This is a genomic window from Xanthomonas sp. WHRI 1810A (assembly GCF_040202885.1).
Classification (GTDB): domain Bacteria; phylum Pseudomonadota; class Gammaproteobacteria; order Pseudomonadales; family Pseudomonadaceae; genus Aquipseudomonas.
Genome location: NZ_JBEGED010000031.1, coordinates 1 through 21185, shown reverse-complemented (window position 1 = coordinate 21185; position 21185 = coordinate 1). Strand labels below are relative to the sequence as shown.

General features: G+C 63.7%; 21 protein-coding genes. 9 read left to right on the top strand and 12 right to left on the bottom strand.

Going from position 1 to position 21185, the window contains the following annotated elements; translation table 11 throughout:
• Positions 1–144: 144 nt before the first annotated feature.
• The 10 genes from metC to ABQX22_RS26140 form a co-directional block, all read right to left on the bottom strand.
• Complete coding sequence (gene metC, locus ABQX22_RS26185; protein ID WP_349802773.1) at positions 145–2892, bottom strand: cystathionine beta-lyase; 2748 nt, start codon at positions 2890–2892, stop codon at positions 145–147.
• Positions 2893–3041: 149 nt separating this feature from the next.
• On the bottom strand, positions 3042–3707 hold the full coding sequence (locus ABQX22_RS26180) for a glutathione S-transferase family protein (RefSeq protein WP_349802772.1): 666 nt from the start codon (positions 3705–3707) through the stop codon (positions 3042–3044).
• Complete coding sequence (locus ABQX22_RS26175; protein ID WP_349802771.1) at positions 3704–4300, bottom strand: cysteine dioxygenase family protein; 597 nt, start codon at positions 4298–4300, stop codon at positions 3704–3706. The genes ABQX22_RS26180 and ABQX22_RS26175 overlap by 4 nt, the downstream gene beginning before the upstream one ends.
• Before the next feature lie 182 nt (positions 4301–4482).
• Positions 4483–5322 carry an amino acid ABC transporter ATP-binding protein gene (locus ABQX22_RS26170; protein ID WP_349802770.1) on the bottom strand — a complete coding sequence of 280 codons (840 nt, stop codon included), beginning with the start codon at positions 5320–5322 and terminating at the stop codon, positions 4483–4485.
• Positions 5309–6097 carry an amino acid ABC transporter permease gene (locus tag ABQX22_RS26165; RefSeq protein WP_349802769.1) on the bottom strand — a complete coding sequence of 263 codons (789 nt, stop codon included), beginning with the start codon at positions 6095–6097 and terminating at the stop codon, positions 5309–5311. Before ABQX22_RS26165 ends, ABQX22_RS26170 begins: the two co-directional genes overlap by 14 nt.
• Positions 6087–6821, bottom strand: a complete 735-nt coding sequence (locus tag ABQX22_RS26160; protein ID WP_349802768.1) for an amino acid ABC transporter permease — start codon at positions 6819–6821, stop codon at positions 6087–6089. Before ABQX22_RS26160 ends, ABQX22_RS26165 begins: the two co-directional genes overlap by 11 nt.
• Entirely contained in the window at positions 6818–8041 is a 1224-nt protein-coding gene (locus tag ABQX22_RS26155; protein WP_349802767.1) for an aminotransferase class I/II-fold pyridoxal phosphate-dependent enzyme, read from the bottom strand. The genes ABQX22_RS26160 and ABQX22_RS26155 overlap by 4 nt, the downstream gene beginning before the upstream one ends.
• Complete coding sequence (locus ABQX22_RS26150; protein WP_349802766.1) at positions 8038–9492, bottom strand: FAD-binding oxidoreductase; 1455 nt, start codon at positions 9490–9492, stop codon at positions 8038–8040. The genes ABQX22_RS26155 and ABQX22_RS26150 overlap by 4 nt, the downstream gene beginning before the upstream one ends.
• Positions 9493–9524: 32 nt before the next feature.
• Positions 9525–10361: a transporter substrate-binding domain-containing protein gene (locus ABQX22_RS26145; protein WP_349802765.1), complete on the bottom strand. Its 837-nt coding sequence runs from the start codon at positions 10359–10361 to the stop codon at positions 9525–9527.
• Positions 10362–10442: 81 nt separating this feature from the next.
• Entirely contained in the window at positions 10443–11282 is an 840-nt protein-coding gene (locus ABQX22_RS26140) for a transporter substrate-binding domain-containing protein (protein WP_349802764.1), read from the bottom strand.
• A 358-nt stretch (positions 11283–11640) separates the two neighbouring features.
• On the opposite strand from ABQX22_RS26140, the gene ABQX22_RS26135 reads away from it, so the two are divergent.
• Positions 11641–12495, top strand: coding sequence for a LysR substrate-binding domain-containing protein (locus ABQX22_RS26135; protein WP_349802763.1), 855 nt, complete (start codon positions 11641–11643; stop codon positions 12493–12495).
• Between the two features lie 88 nt (positions 12496–12583).
• Here ABQX22_RS26135 and ABQX22_RS26130 read toward each other — a convergent pair whose 3' ends face one another.
• Positions 12584–13366 carry an alpha/beta hydrolase gene (locus ABQX22_RS26130; RefSeq protein WP_349802762.1) on the bottom strand — a complete coding sequence of 261 codons (783 nt, stop codon included), beginning with the start codon at positions 13364–13366 and terminating at the stop codon, positions 12584–12586.
• Positions 13367–13816: 450 nt separating this feature from the next.
• The gene (locus ABQX22_RS26125) at positions 13817–14053 is read right to left on the bottom strand and encodes a hypothetical protein (RefSeq protein WP_349802761.1); all 237 of its coding nucleotides are present in this window, start codon (positions 14051–14053) and stop codon (positions 13817–13819) included.
• A 68-nt stretch (positions 14054–14121) separates the two neighbouring features.
• On the opposite strand from ABQX22_RS26125, the gene ABQX22_RS26120 reads away from it, so the two are divergent.
• The 8 genes from ABQX22_RS26120 (at position 14122) to ABQX22_RS26085 (ending at position 20869) form a co-directional block, all read left to right on the top strand.
• Entirely contained in the window at positions 14122–14997 is an 876-nt protein-coding gene (locus ABQX22_RS26120) for a MurR/RpiR family transcriptional regulator (RefSeq protein ID WP_349802760.1), read from the top strand.
• A gap of 58 nt (positions 14998–15055) precedes the next feature.
• Positions 15056–15856 carry a transporter substrate-binding domain-containing protein gene (locus ABQX22_RS26115; protein ID WP_349802759.1) on the top strand — a complete coding sequence of 267 codons (801 nt, stop codon included), beginning with the start codon at positions 15056–15058 and terminating at the stop codon, positions 15854–15856.
• Positions 15857–15858: 2 nt separating this feature from the next.
• Positions 15859–17271, top strand: a complete 1413-nt coding sequence (locus ABQX22_RS26110) for an MmgE/PrpD family protein (protein WP_349802758.1) — start codon at positions 15859–15861, stop codon at positions 17269–17271.
• Positions 17268–17924 (top strand): amino acid ABC transporter permease, encoded by a 657-nt coding sequence (locus ABQX22_RS26105; RefSeq protein ID WP_349802757.1) that lies wholly within the window; start codon positions 17268–17270, stop codon positions 17922–17924. The genes ABQX22_RS26110 and ABQX22_RS26105 overlap by 4 nt, the downstream gene beginning before the upstream one ends.
• 10 nt (positions 17925–17934) lie before the next feature.
• Positions 17935–18579: an amino acid ABC transporter permease gene (locus tag ABQX22_RS26100; RefSeq protein WP_349802756.1), complete on the top strand. Its 645-nt coding sequence runs from the start codon at positions 17935–17937 to the stop codon at positions 18577–18579.
• A 12-nt stretch (positions 18580–18591) separates the two neighbouring features.
• Positions 18592–19359: an amino acid ABC transporter ATP-binding protein gene (locus ABQX22_RS26095; protein ID WP_349802755.1), complete on the top strand. Its 768-nt coding sequence runs from the start codon at positions 18592–18594 to the stop codon at positions 19357–19359.
• Positions 19360–19414: 55 nt separating this feature from the next.
• Positions 19415–20392 (top strand): agmatinase, encoded by a 978-nt coding sequence (locus ABQX22_RS26090; RefSeq protein ID WP_349802754.1) that lies wholly within the window; start codon positions 19415–19417, stop codon positions 20390–20392.
• Positions 20393–20458: 66 nt separating this feature from the next.
• Positions 20459–20869 carry a RidA family protein gene (locus ABQX22_RS26085; protein ID WP_349802753.1) on the top strand — a complete coding sequence of 137 codons (411 nt, stop codon included), beginning with the start codon at positions 20459–20461 and terminating at the stop codon, positions 20867–20869.
• Positions 20870–21185: the final 316 nt, after the last annotated feature.

Here is a 21185-nt window from a genome sequence, read left to right as displayed (position 1 = left end):
AAGCCGGACTCCCACGCCCTCCGGGCAGAAGCTGAACGGTGGAACGCCATCAACCCGCGCAGCTTTTGATTCTGGCCACAGGCCGTTTGATCGTTCCCACGCTCTGCGTGGGAATGCCGCCCTGGACGCTCCGCGTCCGCGTCATCACCGGATCGCCGCAAACCCGCGTTCCAGATCCTCGATCAACGCGCTGACGTCTTCCAGGCCGATGTGCAGGCGCAACAGCGGGTTGAGCGTTTTGTCGTCGGCGTTGACGCGGTCTTTGACGCTGGCGACGATGATCAGGCTTTCGAAACCGCCCCATGAAGCGCCGAGCCCAAACAGCTGCAAACCGTCGATGAAGCGCGCCAGTTTGTCGGGATCACTGTCCAGCAGCTCGAAGGTCACCAGCCCGTTGCTGCCAGTGAAATCGCGTTTCCACAGGGCGTGGCTCGGGTGGTCGGGCAAGGCCGGGTGGAACACGCGCTTGACCTGCCGATGGCCCTGCAACCAGTGCGCGACCTGCAATCCCTGGCGCTGATGCACGTCCAGCCGCGCCGACAGGGTACGCGCGCCGCGCAGCACCAGATAAGCATCGTCCGGGCTGACGGTGCTGCCGAAGGTGTCGGTCATCACCGCCAATGGCTGCCAGACGTCTTGCGTGGTGCAGACGCTGCCCATCACCACGTCGCTGTGGCCGCACAGGTATTTGGTCAGGGCCATGATCGAAATGTCCGCGCCCAGGGTCAGCGGCCGGTACTGGTAACCGGAGCCGTAGGTGTTGTCCACCGCCAGCAGGATCCCTCGCGGTTTGCACACCGCAGCCATGGCCGGCAGGTCGCTCAGTTCGTACAGCAGCGAACCCGGCACTTCGGCGTAGACCATTTTGGTGTTGGCCTGCAGCAGCGCTTCGAGCCCTGAGCCGTCAGCGGGAAAGAAGCTGTACTCGATGCCGAACGGCGCCAGAAAGGCCTGGGCCACCTGACGCACCGGCGAGTACACCGCGTCGGTGATCAGCACGTGATCGCCGGGGCGCAGGTACGCCAGAAACGTCTGCGCCACCGCCGCCAGACCAGTGCCGAACAGGCGCGTGCGATAACCGCCTTCCAGCTCGGTGACCAGGTCTTCCAGTTCGAACGCCGTGGGATTGCCCCGCGCGCCGTAACTCAACACGCGCTCGGTGTCCCGGCGTTTCCGCGCATCGCGCATGTCGTGCAGGCTGTCGAACAGCACCGTGCTCATGCGCGACACAGGCGGGTTGACGCCGCGGATGCCGCTGCCCTTCTCGCCCCGCGCCGCATGCACCAGCCGCGTGCGAACCCGGTCCTGCGTCGGGGCTGCGCCCAGGGGTTTGAGGCTGGCGATTTCTTGCTCGGTCATCTGCCCAAGCAAGCCGATTTCCCAGGCCAGGTACTGGCGCGCCGCGTCCTTGTTGCCGGAGTGGCGATCATGGGTGAAGAACAGAAAATCGATGCACTGCGCGTCGGACAGGTCGCCCGAGTCTTCCACAACCGCAAGGCCGGCCGACTGCCAGGCGTTGATCCCGCCCGCGAGGACCCGTGCCTGGGCCCGTTGCGATTCAGGCAATTCCAGCGCAGCGATGTCCGCCAGGGCCGGGGTCTCGGCGATGAACACCAGTGGCCGGGGTTCATGGGCGACATCGGCCGCCAGCAATGGCCGAATCGACCAGTGCGCGCCTTCGATGTGGCCCTTGCGGAACGCCATGCTCGGCCGCAGATCCACCACCGCCACGGCATTGTCCTTCAGCGCATCGAACAGCTGAGTGGCGCTGATCGTCGACAACGCGGGGGTGACCGATTGCTCGGTCGCCGCCAAAGCCAGCCCGCTGTGAAGGCCGTCTTGCAGCACACAGGCCTCATGCCCCAACTGGCGCAACCAGCTGGCGACAATCGGCGCGCGGACGCCGTCGGCATCCACCAGCACCAGCCGCGCCTGACGCACGCCGACGTACAGATCGGTGGATTGAATCAGCTGGCCGCCCGGCGTGTGCTGCGCACCGGGCAAACTGCCGAGGGCGAATTCTTCGGGCGTGCGCACATCGCACAGAAACAAACTGCGGTCGCGGTCTTCCGCCCACTTGGCCACTTGCTCCGCGTCCACCGTGACCACACCGGCCCGCTGCGCCAGCTGTTGCGCGGCGTGGCGTTGTGCGTCCAGAGAGGCCTGGGGCGAGACCTCGGTGTAGCGCCGGCTGCTGCCGTGTTCCAGCGGCAGGTCGGCGAGGTACCAACCTTGGGTGCCGTTTTCCAGGGCGTAGACCGGGTTCTTCACGCCCAGGTCGATCAGGGTTTGTGCGCCGATGATGCTGCGGGTGCGACCGGCGCAATTGACGACGATGGGGGTGGTGTCATCGCTGACCAGATTGGCCAGGCGATAACCCAGTTCGCCGTTGGGGCAGCAGATGGAACCGGGGATGGTCATCTTGCGGTATTCGTCGAACGGGCGACCGTCCAGCACCAGCAACGGCTCGCCTTTTGCCTGCCACGCGGCCAGTTCGGTCGCGCTGATGTGCGGGGTGTGGCTGGCTTCTTCGACGATCTCGCCGAAGGCTTTGGACGGCACGTGCACGCCGGCGAACAACTGCAAACCGGCGGCCTGCCAACCGTCGGCGCCACCTTCGAGGCGGTGAACACGGGTGTAATTCAGTGCGCGCAACCGCTCGGCCGCGCGCGAGGCCAGCGTGCCGCCGTCCTGGTCGTAAATGACCAGACGCACGCCGGGGTTCGGCGCCAGACGGCGGACCTCCATCTCAAGGCGGCTATAGGGGAGGTTCACCCCGTGAAACAAGTGCGCTTCGCCGTACTGACCGTGCTCGCGCACGTCGAACAGCGCGATTTCCTGCCCGTCGAACAGCCAGGTCTGGAGGCGTTGCGGGGTGATGGTCTGGCTCATGGGGTTCTCTTGTTCTCCGAGTTTTGTGCGGGCAACCCTAAACCTGTTGGAGCGAGGCTTGCCCGCGAACGTGGTACAGGTTCAAAAAACCCATTGAACGAACCGGCCTCTTCGCGGGCAAGCCTCGCTCCAACAGGTTCTGAGTACCATTACTGCAACGCCAACGCCTTCTCGCCCGGTGCGATCTTCCGGCCCTTGGCGTACGCACGCTGCACCGCCGGGCGGGCTTTGATGCGTTCGCGCCAGGCGTCGATGTTGGGGTACTGCGTCAGGTCCTGGCCCTGCCGCGTCGGCTGGATCCACGGGAAGATCGCCATGTCGGCAATCGAATATTCGCCCGCCACGAATGGCACCTGGCTCAACCGCGTTTCCAGCACGCCGTACAAGCGCGTCGCCTCGGCGCCCAGTTGGTCCAGCGCGAACGGAATCGGCGCCGGCGCTTTCTCCTTGAACACCTGCAACTGGCTCAGGTACGGCGTGACATGCCCGACCTGCCAGAACAGCCATTCCTGCACCCGCTGGCGCTCGACGCTGCCCTCAGCCGGTAAAAACTGCCCGGCCTTGTTCGCCAGATAATTGAGAATAGCCCCGGATTCAAACAGGCTCAGGGGCTCGCCGCCTCCCGTGTTCGTGCCCGGTGCGTGATCCACAATCGCCGGAATCCGCCCGTTGGCGCTGATGGCCTGAAACCACGCCTGCTTCTGTTCGCCGGTGCGGATGTTGATCGGCCGCACGACGTAAGGCAGCTCCTGTTCTTCCAGCAAAATCGCGACTTTCAGCCCGTTGCCTGTCGGCCAGAAATAGAGATCGATCATGAGTAAGCCTTGATGGACGGCGCCATTTGCGAGGCGTTGTAATTGAGGACCTTGCCTTCCAGGTTGACGCCGTACCGGCCGTTCAACGATTCCAGCGGGCGGCCGTACAGGTGGAAATGCAGGGTCGGGGTGTCACCGTCGACCTTGATCCCGTGTAGGTCTTCACCCAGGAAGCTGATGGACGTGCCCGGCTGCACGACCACTTCTTTTTCCAGTTCGATTGTCGCGAATGCCGGGTCGCTGCCGTCGTCGGTGCGGGCCCAGACGTAATTGATCTCCTGGCCTTGCACGGCAACGATCACCGCCCAGGTTTCGTGGTTGTGCGGCAATGTGCTTTTACCTGGCAGCAGGGAATTCATGTACAGCGTCGGGGTGTCGCCGTCGTCGTTCAGGCGGTAGCGGAAGGCGGTGTCGCCCTCCCTCGGCACCGGCGACGGGAAGCTGTCGAAGTTGAACAGGTCGTGGCGCCGGGCGAGGTTTTCCAGCAGGCCGACGATCTCCTCCAGCGCGGCGCGGTCAACGCCACGGGCATGGATGACCCGGATCTTCTGCAGGAAATCTTCGATCACGTGGCTGCGGTGTTCGGTGCTCATCAGGTGCTCCTTTTTTTGTAGATATTCAGGACTTGCGATCGTGGGAGGGAGCTTGCTCGCGATGCGATGGTTCTCACGCCGAAGATGTGCCGGATGTATCGGCCTCTCGCGAGCAAGCTCCCTCCCACAGGGATTGTTGAATCTGTCAGATCGAATTCAGGTATCCGAAAACGTGCACGTCTTCACACGGACAAACTGTACCGACTGATATTGCTCAATAAATACGGGTCGCCGTTCACCGCAGGGCGGCGGCCGGCGTCGCCCAGAGCGTGGCGCAGGAAGGCCTGGGTGCGCTCGCTGGTGGGCCGCTGGAAGATCTGTTCGGCGCTGCCGCTTTCGACGATCAGCCCGTTCTCGGTGAAATACACCACGTCGCTGATGTCTTCGGCGAAGCGCATTTCATGGGTCACCAGCACGCAGGTCATGCCTTCCTCGGTCAGCTCGCGAATCACCGTCAGGACCTCGCCCACGGTTTCCGGGTCCAGCGCCGAGGTCACTTCATCGAACAGAATCAACTCAGGCCGCATCGCCAGCGCCCGGGCAATCGCCACCCGCTGCTGCTGCCCCCCGGACAACTGCCCCGGGTACGCGTCGGCCTTGTGCTCCATGCGCACTTTGGCGAGCAACGCCCGGGCCTCTTTTTCGGCGTCCACCGCAGTGCGGCCCAATACCTTGCGCGGCGCGATCACCAGATTTTCCAGGACCGACAGGTGCGGGAACAGGTTGTACTGCTGGAACACGAAACCGACCTTCTTGCGCAGCTCGATGCGCTGGGCCTCGCTGGTGAGGTTCTGCACCTCGGTGCTGCCCACGCGGATGCTGCCGCGCTGTGGCGAAAGCAACCCGGTGATGCAGCGCAGAATGGTGGATTTGCCCGAGCCGGACGGGCCGATGATCGACACCGCCTGACCGCGCTGCACGTCCAGATCGATGCCCTTGAGCACGCGGTTCTGACCGAACGACAGGTGAATGTCGCGCAGGCTGACCAGGGGTTCGGCGGCGAGCGTTTCAGGAGAAGGCATAACGTCGCTCCAGGCGTTGAGTAAGTCGGGAAATCGGGTAGCAATAGGCGAAGAACAGCGCCAGCACGCTGAAGTAGATCAGCACGGTGAACCCGGTGAGGTTGACTGTGTTGCTGGCGATCTGCGCGGTGTCGATCAGGTCGTGGACGCCCACCAGGGAGGACAGCGCCGTGCCCATGGTGATCACCGCGTAGAGGTTCATCCACGGCGGCAACATGCGCTTGAAGCACTGCGGCAGGATGATCGAGCGGAAAATCTGCCCCCGGCTGAACGCCAGGGAACGCGCCGCTTCCCACTGGGTGCTGGGGATCGAGCCGATGGCGCCACGGAAGATCTCGGCGACGTTGGCGCTGGCTGGCAGGGCCAGGCCGAGGGTGACTTTCACCCAGTCCGGGAACGAGATCCAGCTGCTGCCGATGTGAATCTCGAACGGGAACACGTAGGTGGTGAAGTAGATCAGCACCAGCCATGGCGCGTTGCGAAACACCTGCACCCAGACCTTGGCCGGCAGGCGCATGAGCCAGAACGGCGACACGGCCAGGGCGCCCACCAGCAGGCCGAGCAGCGAACCGAGGGCAATCGCCAGCAGGCTGATCAGGATGTTCTGGCCAAAGCCGCTGGCCAGCGCCGGCGACCATTCCACCAGCGCCTTGAACACCGGGCTGTGGGGTGCGCCGAAGATCAGCCAGAGTGCGGCGATCACCAGCAACGCCAGTTTGCCGACATGCCGGCGCGGCCAGTTCAGCGGCGCGGCGACGGACGAATCAATGGCCATAGCCGGGCATCCTCAAGCGGGTTTCGAGGGCACGTCCGGCGCAGTTGACGATGAAGCTCAACAGGCCAAAAAACGCCAGCAGCAACATCATCAGTTCCAGCACGTTGTCGCTTTGGGTCCAGATCATGATCGAGGCGTAGGTGATGTCGCCCACCGCAATCGCCGATGCCACCGCGGTCATCTTCACCAGATCGATCAGGTTGTTGATCAGCGATGGCAGCGCAAAACGCAGCGCCAGCGGCAACTGCACATTCCACAGCAACTGGCGGCTGCTGAACGCCAGAGAGCTCGCAGCCTCCAGAGTGACGGCAGGCACCGCTTCGATGCCAGCGCGCAGGGCCTCGGCGTGGAACGCGCCCTTGTGCAGGGAAATCACGATCACCACCCAGGCGAACGGCGTCAGCGGGTTGGCCGCGCCCACGGCCTGGGTCAGCAGCATGTTCAGCACAAGGAACGCGCAATAGAGCTGGACCAGGGTCGGGGTGTTGCGGGTGACTTCGATGAACACCCGGGCCGGTTTTGCCAGCCACGGTTTGCCGGAGGTCAGCATCGCCGCCAGCGCCACGCCCGCCAGCAGGCTGCCGACGATGGTGAACGCGCACAGTGCCACGCTGGTGAGCGCGCCGTTGACGATCGAGCCGCGCTGGTAGGCGTCCAGCAGAAAGCTGTAGTTCAGCCCCAGCGTCGCCGTCCACTGCACGAACAATTCAAGCCAATGACTCATGCCAACGCCCCGACGCGCAGTTGCGCACACGCCGCCGCGATCCGCCGCCCGGCTTCGGCCACGCTCTCGGTGGCGGTGGCGGTGGCGATCGACAGACGAAACCACGGCGACAGGCCATACGCGCTGCCTGCCACACCGGCCACGCCGGCTTCCAGCAGGTAATCCACCACGTCGTCATCGTTGTTCAGGCGCTGCCCGTCAGGACGCACGCGCCCCAGCAATCCGGCGCAGCGCACGAACACAAAGAAGCCGCCCTGGGGTTCGAGCACTTGCAGACCGTCAACGTCTTTCAGCGCACTGACCACAAGGTCCCGCCGCTGGTGATAGGCCGCGACTTGCGCCGGAAGGAAATCCAGCCCGCCTTCGAACGCCGCCAGTGCCGCGGCCTGCCCCACCGACGAAGCGCCGGACGTGGCCTGGGACTGCACGACGGTCATGGCGGTGGTGAGTTCCTTCGGGCCGGCGCCGAAGCCGATGCGCCAGCCGGTCATGGCGTAGGTCTTGGACACCCCACCCACCAGCAAGGTGCGGGGCTGCAGGTCCGGCGCGACGTTGAGCAGGCTCAGCGCCGGCTGGCCGTCGAAACGGATGTGTTCGTAGAGTTCGTCCAGCAACACCAGCACTTGGGGATGACGGCGCAGCACTTCGGCCAGCGCCCGCAGTTCTGACTCGCTGTACACCGCGCCACTCGGGTTACCGGGACCGTTGAGGATCAGCCAGCGGGTGCGGTCGTTGATGTGCTGTTCCAGTTGCTCCGGGGTCAGTTTGCAGCCCTGCTCCAGACCGCATTCGATGAACACCGTCTCGCCGCCATTGATGCGCACAATGTCCGGAAACGACGGCCAGTACGGCACCGGCACCAGCACTTCGTCGCCGTCGTCCAGGGTCGCGGCGAAGGCGTTGAAAATGATCTGTTTGGCGCCGTTGGCGATGACGATGGACGGCAGCGGGTAGTCCAGGCGGTTTTCGTGCTTGAGCTTGCGCTGCACCGCTTCACGCAGTTTCCGCACGCCGGGGGTCGGTGTGTACTTGGTGGCGCCGCCGTCGATGGCTTTGTAGGCCGCCTGCTTGATGTGCTCCGGGGTGTCGAAGTCCGGCTCGCCGGTGGTCATGTCGATGATGTCGCGGCCGGCTTCACGCAACTCGGTGACCCGGGATTTCGCCGCGGCATTGGCCGACAGCGAAACGCGCTGTACGCGCTGTGACAAACGAACGGTCATGGCGCTGTCCTGTGTGGGGTGTCGGCGGGGATCGGGGCGCTGGCCAGGACCTTGCCCGGATTGAGCAGGTTGTCGGGGTCCAGCGCCTGCTTGATGCGACGCATCAGGTCCAGCTCCACCGGGCTTTTGTAGCGCGGCAGCATCGCCAGCTTGCGCTGCCCGATGCCGTGCTCGGCGCTGATGGAACCGCCGTGGGCCGCGGTGCTGTCGTGGACCAGTTGGCTGAGGGCCGCGTAGTTCGCCATGTGCGCCTCCACCGTGGATTCCAGCGGGTGCGCGACGTTGTAATGCAGGTTGCCGTCCCCCAGGTGGCCGAAGGTGAAATTGCGCACGCCGGGGAAGTGCCGTTGCAGCAGTGCGTCGGTGGTGCTGACGAAATCGACGATGCGCGAGATCGGGATCGAGATGTCGTGCTTCATGTTGCGCCCGGCCTTCTTCTGCGCCTCGCTCATGTTCTCGCGCAGCAGCCACAGCGCTTCGCTCTGCGCCAGGCTTTCGGCGATCAGGGCGTCGGCCAGCAAGTCGGCTTCAAACGCTTCGCCCAGCACGTGCTCGAAGGACTCGCGGGCGTGGGTGTCGCTGTGGTTATCCGACAGTTCCAGCAGCGCGAACCAGGGTTGCGCGGCATGGATGAACGGCTGCGGACCGTCCGGGAATTGTTCGCGCAGCAGCGCCAGGCAATCGGCGGTGAGCAATTCGAAAGCGGTCAGGCTGGCGCCGAAACCGGCCCGGGCGTGGGACAGGAAACTCACCGCCTGAGCCAACGAATCGAAGGCCAGCAGCGCGGTGCATTGAGCCTTGGGCAGCGGAAACAGCTTCAGTGTCGCGGCCGTGATAATGCCCAGCGTGCCTTCGCTGCCGATGTACAGGTCGCGCAGGTCGTAACCGGTGTTGTCCTTGCGCAGCCCACGCAGGCCGTTCCAGATTTCACCTTCGGCGGTGACCACTTCCAGCCCCAACGTCAGCTCCCGGGTGTTGCCGTAACGCAGCACCGCCGTGCCGCCAGCGTTGGTGCCGAGGTTGCCGCCCAGGGTGCAACTGCCCTCCGCGCCCAGGCTCAGGGGGAACAGACGCCCGGCCTCGCGGGCCACGTCCTGAACGTTCTGCAAAATGCAGCCGGCCTCGACGGTGAGGGTGTCGTTGTCGGTGTCCAGCTGGCGCACGCGGTTCATGCGGTCGAGCAACACCAGCACCGAACGGCCACTGGCGTCCGGGGTGGCCGCGCCCATCAACCCGGTGTTGCCGCCCTGCACCACGATGGGGGTTTTGCACGCCACGCAGGCCTTGACCACCGCCGCCACTTCTTCGGTGTTGGCCGGATGGACCACCGCCAGCGCCTGGCCCACGTAGGTGCCTTGCTTGTCGGTCTGTTGGTCAGCGGCCTCGTCGGCGCGCTGCACATGGCTGGCGCCCACGAGTTGCTGGAGGATCTGGAACAGGTCGTTGCTCATCGGCTTTTTCTCGATCTGTGACGCGTGAACAATTACTGGCTGGCCAGCGGCGCGGCATTGCGGAACTGCTCGTGCAGGTCACGCAGGGCCTGGGACGGTGCCATGCCGGTGCGCTCGCCGGTTTCAATCAGCCAGCCGCTGCGGTGCCAGTCGCGAACGATGGCGTCGAGTCTGGCCTGGGTGTCTTTTTCGCCCTTGCGGATCCAGATCACCGATTTGGACGGGATCAGATCCGTGGACAGCGGGATGTCGAAACCGGACCAGTCGGCGTCGCCCAGCAACGCGTGCATGGTGGGGCTGACGTGCACCGCCGCCACGCAACCATTGCCGCGCAGGGACAGCAGCGACTCCGACTGGCTGCGGAAGGCCTTGATCTCGGCGCCATAGGTTTCCTGCAGCGGCTTGATGAAGTTGCTGCCCTGGGACACGCAGACCGGCTTGCCCTTGAGGTCTGCCCATTGGGTGATGCCCGCGCCTTTGCGGATCAACGCCGCGCCGCCGACTTCTTCATACGGGGTAGGCACGTAATCGAGGATCCCGGCGCGCTCATCGGTGTACTGCATGTTGGCGATCAGGATGTCGACCTTCCCCTGCTGCAGGAACTGCACACGGTTGGGCGCCAGCACCGACACGGTGTCGACCTCGACGCCCAGCTTCTGGCCGATGCCTTTGGCCAGCTCGACGTTGTAGCCCAGGTGGTCGCCGGTTTTCGGGTCGATGGTGCCGAACGGCGGGCCGCTGAGGATCACGCCGATGCTGATCTTGTGGCGCTGCTGAATCTTGTCCAGCGTCGCGTCGGCATTGGCCAGCGTGGCGCACAGGATCAGGCTGAGTGCGGTGAGGGTTTTGCCGAAAGCGCTGCGGTTCATGGGTGACTGCCTTGTGCATGCTTTTAAGAGCGCGCCGGTGCGTAGGTGGCCGCGCCATCGAATGAGGGTGGCGTGCGTGGATCAGGCGCCGGCCTGGAACTGCTTTTGCAACTCGACCAGCGCGGGGGATGCCGGGGTGATGTGGTGGCGCTTCTCGGCCTCGATCAACCAACCGCTGCGGTGCCACTGCTTGACGATGGCGTCGAGCCTGGCCTGGGTGTCGGTCTGATCCGGGCGGGTCCAGATCACGGACGGCGCCGGGTTCAGTTCGGGGCTGATGGCGCGGTAGTCCTTCCATTCGGCGCTGTCGGCGATCAGCGGGTTGATCAGGGTGGCGTCATGCACCGCCGCGACGCAGTTAATGCCACGCAGGGCCAGCAAGGATTCGGACGAGCTTTTGAAGGCTTTGAGTTCGGCGCCGAACTCGGTCAGCGGCTTGACGTAGCTGCTGCCCTGGGAGGTGCAGACCGGCTGGCCCTTGAGGTCTTCCCATTTACTGATTTTGCTGTCCTTGAGCACTGCGGCGGTGCCGCCTACGCGGTAGAACGGGGTCGGCACGAAGCCCAGGATCTGGCCGCGCTCGGCGGTCCATTCCATGTTGGCGATCAGCAGATCGACCTTGCCCTGCTGCAGGAACTGCACGCGGTTGGCGGGCAACACCGGCACCAGCTCCACTTCGGCGCCCAACTGGCGGCCGAGGTCCTGGGCCAGGTCGACGTTCATGCCCACCGGTTTTTGCGTGGCGGGGTCGATGGAGCCGAATGGGCCGCCCGAGAGCAGTACGCCCACCACCAGGCGGTGACGCTGGTCGATCTTGTCCAGGGTGGCATCGGCCTGAGCCATGGCGCTGGCGCCCAGGGTGAACAGCGCGCCGAACAGCAGCGGCAACAATCGTGTAACGGGCGAGCGCAGGTGCAGCATGGATGTTCCCCTCAAGTATGATCGCCGCCCTTTCTGAGGAAGGCTGGCGGATGAAGGGCATCCTAGGGAGGGCGAACGCGGAACGGAAATGCAAAGATCAAATATGGTTATAACTTTTTGATTTCGGCAGTGGGGACAATTCGCGATAAGCTCGTAAACACTGGGTCCTAGCGGAGCGGCATCTAGACCAATCTTTCTAATTCATAAAAGACCGTAATGTATTAACGTTTTCAGGTTATATGACTACCTGTTGGAGCGAGGCTTGCCCGCGAAGCTGGCACCGTGATTTAACTGACACACCGCGTTTTGGACTTCGCGGGCAAGCCTCGCTCCAACAAAGCCCATCATCGAGACCACCATGTCCACCACCCTCGACCTCGAACTGCTGCGCACTTTTGTCGCGGTGGTTGACCACCACAGTTTCGCCGAAGCCGGGGTGCACCTGGCGCGTACGCAATCGTCCGTGACCCAGCACATGCAACGCCTGGAGCAGCAGGTCGGCGTGGGGCTGTTTCAGAAACAGGGCCGACACAAGCAGCTCACCGACCCCGGCCGGCAGTTGCTGCGCCATGCCCGGCAGATGCTGTCGCTCAACGACGACGCCTTGAACTCGTTGCGTGAAAGCAGCCTCAGCGGCGTGCTGCGCATCGGTTCGCCCCACGACATCGCCGACACCATCCTGCCGCCGATCCTCAGCCACATCGCCCGTTCGGCACCGCGTTTGCGCCTGGAAATCGACGTCGGGCGCAGTCCGTTCCTGATGGATGACTTGCACCGGGGCAAGGTGGACATGGTGATATCCACCCGTGAGGACCCAGGCCTGGAGGGCTTCCCCCTGCGCACGTCGCCGGTGTGGTGGATTTGTTCGGCGCAGTACCAGCACGTGCCGGGAGAGCCGATTCCGCTGATTCTGGTGGACGAACCGAGCATTTATCGGCGTTACGCGCTGGAGGCCCTGGAGCGCGCAAATATTCCGTGGCGGCAGGCGTACCTGGCGTCAAACCTGATCGGGATCAAGGCCGCCACCCGCGCAGGGCTGGGGGTGACGCCGCGCAGCATGGAAATGCTCGGCCCGGACATGCGCGTACTGGGGGAAGCCGACGGTTTGCCGAGGCTGCCGGACGTGACCTATCACCTGTGGATCCGGCCGAACACGGTCAACCCCCTGGCACGGCGGGCGTATGAATTGATTCGCGCGAATCAGGGGTTGTAGGCACAGCACACACATCACCTGTGGGATCGGACCGGGCGGCGCTCCGTCTGTCGGCGAAGACGTCGGTGGGGGCGGTGAGCCTTTCGGATCAATCCCGATCAGCACCCCCCAGCGCCGCATTCAGCCACGTGTTCAGATCATCCACTTCCTTGCCGCTGATGCTGTGCCCCAGTCCCGGATACGCGTGAAACTCGGGAGCTACGTTGAGCTTTTCCAGCGCCGCCCTGGCATCCGTCGCGCCGGTGTAAGCCACGCGGGTGTCTGCTGTGCCGTGGCCGATGAACACTTTCAGAGGCCTGAGCCGTTCATCCGCTTTGAGCCGTCCCTTCAACGCCGAGAGAATCTTGCCGCTCAGCGGCGCAATGCCGTGGACCAGGTCCGGGTGCTGCAGGCCGATCTGATAACTCATCATCGCGCCCTGGCTGAAACCGATCAGGACCACCTTGTCGGGCCGGGTGTCGTATTTTTTGGTCGCCTGTTCGATGAACGTGGTCAGCAGCGTGGTGCTGGTGTCGATGTCGCTGGTCACGCCTTGGTAGTCGGCCACGCCGGTGTCCTGGCTGAACCACTTGTGCCCGCCGCCGTCGACATCCAGCGGCGCGCGCACCGAGAGGTAGGTGTAATCCGGGGACAGGTCGTCCTTGATGCCGAACAGGTCGCGCTCGTCACTGCCGTAGCCGTGCAGGAAAATCACCAGCGGCGTGTCTTTCGCGGCGGTGGGGGCCGAGGCGAGATAAGGCAGGGCCAGGTCGGAAAGCAAGGCAGGCTGGGCATTGGCCAGACCGGAAAAGACACACAACAGCGCGGCGAAGAACTTCATCATGATGGCAACGGCCTCAGCAAAAAACGTCCGGCCCATCATACGCAGCATGATTCAGATGTCAGCCCGCAATTCACTGCGCCACCTTTGATCCAGACCTCCGCGCCGCCTTTGATTCTGGCCGAAGGCCGTGGGAGCTGGCTTGTCCTGCGATCTGGCGCGCAGCGGCAGCGAAACCGGTGCATGCGGTGTATCAGTTAAACCGTGATCGCAGGATGTGGGGCCGCTTCGCAGCCCATCGCGCCCGTCGTAACCTCCGAATGCTCCTACAGGGGATCGCGTGCACCCCGAATTTTGCGACGCGCCGCCTGACCTGCAAACACCCCACAATTGATCGTTCCCACGCTCCGCGTGGGAATGCCGTGCATGACGCTCCGCGTCATAGGGACGCGGAGCGTCCGGAATGCCGTTACCACGCAGAGCGTGGGAACGATCAATCCCGAGAATCCGCGCAGCTTTTGATTCTGGCCGGCCTAGGGACGCGGAGCGTCTGGAGTGCCGTTACCACGCGGAGCGTGGAGTGATCATTTGCGCACCGCCACGGTGCGGCGCACCAATGCATCGCGTAAAGCGGCGAGTAACTTGCGTTAAACGCTCGCCCGCAACAAACGGCAGACGAGCAAAACGATTCACCTCAATCAAATAGTGAATCAACCCAACCGAAATCGAATGAACCAGCCGGGCCTTGCCGGTGGTGTGACAAAACAACACACGGGCAAGGTGGTTCACTTGAATCATTTTCAAAATTTCTGGCACAACTGTTGCAATTTCCCTCGTACCTTCCGCTTTAAGTTGTGGCGATGTCGATGGACCGTGACCTGTTGTGCGCACACCTCAAGCAGCAATTTGAAACCTTCCCCCGGCAAGAGCGGGCGGCGGCGAGTTTCATTCTGGACAACGCCCACGAAGTCGCCGTGATGTCCATGCGCGATCTGGCGCGGCTGGCCAACGTGCCGCCGTCAACCATGACCCGGCTGGCCAAACGCATGGGCCTGTCCGGCTACGACGCGCTGCGCGAACTGTTCATCGATTCTCTGCGCGGCAACAGCAACGCCTACGGCTCTCGCGCCCATGGCCTGGTGGAACTCAAGCAGCGTGTGGGCGAGCACCGGGTGATCGAGGACATGGCCAACAACGCCATCGAACAGATTCAATCGATGTGCAGCCCCGACAACCTGGATTCCATGTCCCGCGCCGTCGCCCTGCTGGCGGGCGCGCGTCAGGTCTACTGCCTGGGCATGCGCTCGTCGTTCGGCGTGGCGTTTCAGTTCTCCCATATCGCCTCCTACTTCGCCAAGAACGTGCGACTGGTGGAAGGCGCCGGCGAAAGCGGCGTGATGTCGATCATCAACCAGACCAGCGCCAAGGACGTGGCGCTGGTGTGCAGCCTGCCGCGCTATTCCCGCCGCCTGATCACCCTGACCAATTACCTGCACCAGCAAGGCGTGCGGATCATCACCATCACCGACAGCGTGACCTCGCCCACGGCGCGGCTGGCGGCGGAAACCATCATCGTCAAGAACCAGACCCCGTCCTTCTACGACACCATCGTGCCGGCCATGCTGGTCAGCGAAATGCTGGTGGCGTTGATGTCGGCCCACGCCAACCAGGACGCCGAAGCCTCGGTCACCCACACCGAAGAAAAGCTCCTGAGCCTGGGTGAATGGTGGGACCTGGCCTGAACCCCTTTGCTTTGCCTGCACTTGCGTCAACCCCATTGCTAACCCTCGGAGCACCACCATGAACCTCAATCCGTGCAAGCCCTTTACCAAAACGCTGATCGTGGCCGGCCTCTGCGCCCTGTTTTCCAGCACCTTCGTCCAGGCGGGCGACGCGTTGGATCGCATCATGAAAAGCAACCAGCTGCGGGTCGCCGTGCCGGTGGATTACCCGCCGTATGGCTACATGGGTCCGGACATGGCGCCGCAGGGCCTGGACATCGACGTCGCGACGCTGATGGCGAAGAAGCTGGGCGTGAAGCTGCAACTGGTACCGGTGACCGCGCCGAACCGCGTGGCCTACATTCAGTCGGGCAAGGCCGATTTCACCATCTCGTCCCTGGGCAAAACCGCCGAGCGCGAAAAGGTGATCGATTACAGCATCGCTTACTCGCCGTTCTTCGACGCCGTGTTCGGCGCGGCCGGGCTGCCGGTCAAATCCCTGGCTGACATGGCAGGCAAAACCGTGTCGGTGACCCGCGGCTCGATGCAGGACAAAGAGCTGACCGACGCCGCCCCTGAAGCGGTGACCAAGCGCTTCGAAGACAACAACAGCACCATCTCAGCGTTCCTGTCCGGGCAGACGCAAATGGTCGCCATCGGCACCACCGTGGCGGCAGCCCTGAAGCAGAAGAACCCGAAAATGGACATCGAGCTCAAAGTGGTGCTGTCCAACGCGCCCAACTACATCGGCATGAACAAGGATCAGCCGGAACTGCGCGCCAAGGTCAACGAGATCATCCGTGAAGCCAAGAAAGACGGCACCCTGGACGCCATCAGCCAGAAATGGCTCGGCGCACCGGCTGGCGAGCTTCCAGAGTAATCATGGGCGCCCTCTCCCCGACCCTGGTCGAACTGGCGCGCTGGAGCGCGACGGTTCGGTTCAGTGACATACCGGCCACCGTGCAGCAGGCGGCGAAGCGCTGCCTGATCGACACCTTCGGCGTCGCACTGGCCGGCAGCGGCAGCGAGGTGGCCGAACAGGCACGCGCCGTCAGCCGCCTGACCGCCGCCGTCGGCCATTGCGCGGTGTTGGGCGATACCCGAGCGCTGTGCGCCCCTGCTGCCGCGTTCATCAACGGCACAGCCGGCCATGCGCTGGATTTCGACGATAACTGCTACCCGGGTTTCGTCCACGGGTCGGTGGTGATCCTGCCGGCCGCGCTGGCGGTGACGCAGATGCGGGACCTGGACGGCGCGGCGTTGCTGACCGCGTTCGTGGTCGGCGCCGAATGTGAATACGCGCTGGCCCGGGCATTGGGCCGGCAGATTTACGACCGCGGCTGGTGGACCACCGGGGTGCTGGGTGTGGTCGGTTCCTGCGCGGCGGCCTGCCATGCTCTGGGCCTGAACGCTGCGCAAACGGCATCGGCGCTGGGCATCGCATTGACCGGGAGCGGCGGGATGAAAGCCGGTTTCGGCACCGACGCAAAAATGCTCATGGCCGGGCGCACCAGCGAGGCTGGCGTAATTGCCGCGTTGCTGGCCAGTCACGGCAGTCAGGGCCCGCTGGACATCGTCGAACACAGCCACGGCCTGGCGGTGATGTTCAACAGCGGCTTGCTGTCGCCGTTGCCCGCCTTGGGTCATGACTGGAGCCTGCTGACCCCGGGGGTCGACATCAAGCGGATCCCGATCTGTCTGTCGTCCCACGCGGCGGTGGATGCCCTGAAGGACATTCTGGTGCTGGACGCCATCAGCGTCGATGACATCGCCCAGATCATCTGCGACGTGCCGCCCATCGTGATTCAGAACCTGATCCACGACGCGCCGACGCAGCGCCAGCAAGCGCAGTTCAGCATGCCGTTCGCCATGGCAGCGACCTGTCTGCTGGACGAGATCACCCTCGACTCGCTGACCGTAAGCATCCTCCACCGGCCTGAGCTGCAACAGCTGATGAAACGCGTGCGCATGATCAGCAGCGACCGCTGGCAGTTGCACCTGCTGGAGTCGGCGCCCGAGGGTGCGTGGGTCAAGGTGGTCTGCACCGACGGCACCACCCACGAGCGCTTTTGCGCCATGGCCCTGGGCTCGGCGTTCAACCCGCTGTCGCTGGCGCAACTGCGCGGCAAATTCATGCAGTGCGCAGCCCGCACTGAACCAGGCACGACGCCGGGCACGCTGATCTCGACCACCGAAGCACACGCCCTGTTCACCCGCCTTGAACGTCTGGAACACCTGCCGCGCGTTCGCGACCTGCTGCCTCACCTCAATCGCACGGAGACGATCCCCTCATGACGCTGGATTTTTCTGTGGTCCTCAAACAATGGCCGCTGTTGCTGGACGGCATGCTGCTGACCATCGCGCTGACCTTGATCTCGGCGGTGTTCGGCACCGTGCTGGGCATCACCTGCGGCCTGATTCGCAGCAAGGGCCCGAGCTGGGCGCGCTGGACCGTGGGGCTGTACGTGGAGCTGATCCGCAACACGCCGTTCATCATTCAGCTGTTCTTCATCTTTTTCGGCCTGCCCGGCCTGGGCCTGAAGATGACCGCCCTGACGGCGGCGATCCTGGCCAACGTGATCAACCTCGGCGCCTACGTCAGCGAGATCGCCCGCTCCGGCATCGAAGCCACCCCCAACGGCCAGATCGAAGCGGCGCAGAGCCTGGCGCTGGATCGCTGGCAGGTGTTCACCCGGGTGGTGCTGCCGCCGGCGCTCAAACGCGTGTGGCCGACGCTGGTCGGGCAGATGGTCATCATCATGCTGGGCTCGGCAGTGTGCAGCCAGATCTCCACCGAAGAACTGACCTACGCCGCCAACCAGATCGCCAGCACCTCGTTCCGCAATTTCGAAACCTACATCGTGGTCGCCCTCCTGTACCTGCTGCTGGCCGTCGCCCTGCGCCGCCTGCTGAACTGGGTCGGTCCACGTTTCATCTTCGGTCGCTGAGGGAATCCCCATGTATGACTTCACCCTGTGGGACATCGCCCGAAACCTGTTGCTGGCCCTGCGCTGGACCGTCGCGCTGTCGCTGATCGCGTTCATCGGTGGCGGCGTGGTCGGCGCCTTGCTGGTGGTGTTGCGCCTGACCGGCAACCGGCTGGTGCGCGGGCTGGTGATGCTTTATGTGCAGCTGTTCCAGGGCACGCCGCTGCTGCTGCAGCTGTTTCTGGTGTATTTCGGCCTGTCGATGTTCGGCATCGAAACCACCCCGCTGGTGGCCGCGTCGGTGTGCCTGACCCTGTACGCCAGCGCCTACCTCACCGAGATCTGGCGCGGCGGCATCGAGTCCATCGACCGCGGCCAGTGGGAAGCGTCCGGCAGCCTGGCCCTGAGCTTCAGCGAGCAGATGCGCTACGTGATCCTGCCCCAGGCGATTCGCGCCGGCATCGCGCCGACAGTCGGGTTCATGGTGCAGGTGGTCAAGGCCACCGCGCTGACCTCGGTCATCGGGTTTGTCGAAATGACCCGCGCCGGACAGATCATCACCAACGCCACGTTCCAACCGTTCTTGATCTATGGCTCGGTCGCGTTGATGTACTTCGCGCTGTGCTTTCCGCTGTCGTGGTACAGCCGCGTCCTTGAAAACAAACTTCGCCGATAGGGGCTTGCCAACATGAATCCTTCACACACCCAAGACCTCGAACCCGGCTTTGCGCTGGTGGACATCCGCGGCCTGCGCAAACGCTTCGGCGACAACGAAGTGCTCAAGGGCGTCGACCTGCAGATCGCCCGCAAGGAAGTGGTCTGCATCATCGGCAAAAGCGGTTCGGGCAAGAGCACCCTGCTGCGTTGCATCAACGGGCTTGAGGCCTATCAGGAAGGCAGCGTCACGGTCGACGGCCAGTTGGTGCGTCCGGACGACCGCAACGCGCTGCGCGAACTGCGCCAGAACGTGGGCATGATTTTCCAGAACTTCAACCTGTTCCCGCACTTGAGCGCCGGCCAGAACGTGATGCTCGCCCCGCGCCTGGTGCAGAAAACCTCCAGCGTCGAGGCCGAACGCCACGCGCGCAAACTGCTGACCCGGGTCGGCCTGGGCGAGCGCTTCGATGCCTTCCCCGACCAGTTGTCCGGCGGTCAGCAACAGCGCGTGGCTATTGCCCGTTCCCTGGCGATGAACCCGCAAGTGCTGCTGTGCGACGAGATCACTTCCGCGCTCGATCCGGAGTTGGTCGGCGAAGTGCTGCAGGTGGTCGAAGGCCTGGCCAAAGAAGGCATGACCCTGATCATGGTCACCCACGAAATGGCCTTCGCGCGCCGCGTCAGTGACCGGGTGATCTTCATGCACCAGGGCCTGGTGCATGAATCCGGCGACCCCGAAACCCTCTTTTCCAACCCGAAAACTGCCGAACTGCGACGTTTCCTCTCCATGGAAGGCTGATCGTTTTCGCGTCGCTTTACTCATTCGGTATTGATTCGTCATTCAGGAGACACCCATGGATTTCCCACTGACCGTTCCACCGTCCAAGAAACACCAGAGCTTTCTGTGGTCGCCGATCTGCACCGACCTGGACACCCTTGACGCGCACATCGCGATCATCGGCATGCCGTACGGCAAGGCCTACGTCGCCGAGCACATCACCAACGACCAGAGCAAAGCGCCGGACGCCATTCGCGCCATGAGCGACCGCATCTGCCGCGCCCTGCACCACTACGATTTCGACGTCGGCGGCCCGATCTACGACAACCGCGCCTTGAAAGTGGTGGACTGCGGCAACGTCCCGGCGGACCCGACCGACCTGAGCAGCCACGGCGTTCGCTCCGAACAAGCGATCCGCAAGATCCTCGACGCCGGCGCGCTGCCGATCATCCTCGGCGGCGACCACAGCATCCCGATCCCGATCCTGCGCGCCTACGAAGGCCGCGGCGAGATCACCCTGATTCACATCGACGCGCACCTGGACTGGCGCGACGAGATCAACGGCGTGCGCGACGGCTTGTCGAGCCCGATCCGCCGCGCTTCGGAAATGGAACACATTGGCGAGATCTTCCAGATCGGCCTGCGCGCTCAGGGCAGCGGCCGGCCAGCGGATTTCCAGGCGGCGGTGGATTACGGCGCGCACCTGATCACCGCCTATGACGTGCACGACAACGGCATGCAGTCGGTGCTGGACATGATTCCCGACAACGGCAATTACTACCTGACCATCGACGCCGATGGCCTTGATCCGTCGATCATGCCAGGCGTGGCCGGGCCGGCATTGGGCGGGATCACGTACGTGCAGATCCGCAAGCTGATTCACGGGCTGGTGAACAAGGGCAAGGTGGTGGGCATGGACATCGTGGAAATCACCCCGAGCACCGACGTCAACAACATCAGTTGCATCACCGCCGGGCGCCTGATCGTCAACCTGATCGGCGCCGCCGTGCGCGCTGATTATTTCGACGCGCCGCCGTTGCCAGCCGCCGTTTGAAAATGTGAAGCCAGGCCAGGGAGTGGCCGTTCTCTCTTTTGTCGTTCGCTCAATTGCAGGTCACTCATGCCCACTCATACGCGTATTCGCATGTTCAACACCAAGGACACTTACCCCAACCAGAGCCTGGACAATGACTTGTGTCAGGCCGTTCGTGCAGGCAATACGGTGTACGTTCGCGGGCAGCTGGGGACGGATTTCGAGGGTAACCTCATCGGCCTGGGCGATGCCGCCGCCCAGGCGGAACAGGCGATGAAGAACATCAAGCAGTTGCTGGAAGAAGCCGGCAGTCAGTTGCAGGATATCGTCAAGATCACCATTTACCTGATCGACCCGCGGTATCGGGAGGAGGTGTATCTGGTGGTGGGGAGATGGCTCAAGGGTGTGTTTCCGATTTCTACCGGGCTGGTGGTGTCGGCGCTGGGTCAGCCGCAATGGCTGATGGAAATCGACGTGATTGCGGTGATTCCGGAGTGAGGTTTGACGCGTGGGTGTATGGATTGGGGTGGACATCCGTTATCCGAAGTGGCCCGATTTTGTATCGATCACGCGATCCACTGTAGGAGCTGACGAGCCGCCGAAGGCTGCGATGCGGTTTGTCTGACACGCCTTAAATCGTGTGAATATCCATTATTAGCGGTGTGGCTGACATCGGTTCCGCTCTTACAGCGGGTCACTTTTGGCAAAGGCGCCCCAAAAGTAACCAAAAGGTCTTCCTCCCGGTTTGGCCCTCCTGCGTCGGGTTCCCTCACTCCGGCGACGCTCCGTGGGCACGCCGCCAACGGCCATCCAT